The organism is Cupriavidus sp. SIMBA_020 (assembly GCF_046535395.1).
Classification (GTDB): domain Bacteria; phylum Pseudomonadota; class Gammaproteobacteria; order Burkholderiales; family Burkholderiaceae; genus Cupriavidus; species Cupriavidus campinensis.
In genome coordinates this window covers 1-263 of sequence record NZ_JAWRWU010000850.1, presented here as the reverse complement: position 1 = coordinate 263, position 263 = coordinate 1, and the positions used below count along the sequence as shown (strand labels likewise).

The window sequence follows — 263 nt, the reverse complement described above, 5'->3', positions numbered from 1 at the left end:
ATCTTCCGGCCGGTCGTCACATCGACCGGGTTACCAAACATCCCGCCTATCGCCTTGTTGATCGCAGGGCCGGCGACGTAGCGCCCAAAGGCTTCTCCAAGAACAAACCCGCCGATGAACTTTGCGGCGCACGGTAGAACCGCGCGCGACAGGCCGCCAGCTGCCTTCAAGAGTCCGCCAAGCCCCCCGACCAGTCCCGCCAGCGCAAACGCCCAGTCGGTCCCGGTCCGTAACCAAGGCGGCACTTCGTCATCAACCGGTAG

1 protein-coding gene is annotated in these 263 nt (G+C 64.3%); it reads right to left on the bottom strand.

Annotated elements, in window-relative coordinates:
- Nucleotides 1-263 (bottom strand): hypothetical protein (locus SB751_RS31795; RefSeq protein ID WP_410749246.1); only part of this gene is annotated, 263 nt, incomplete at both ends.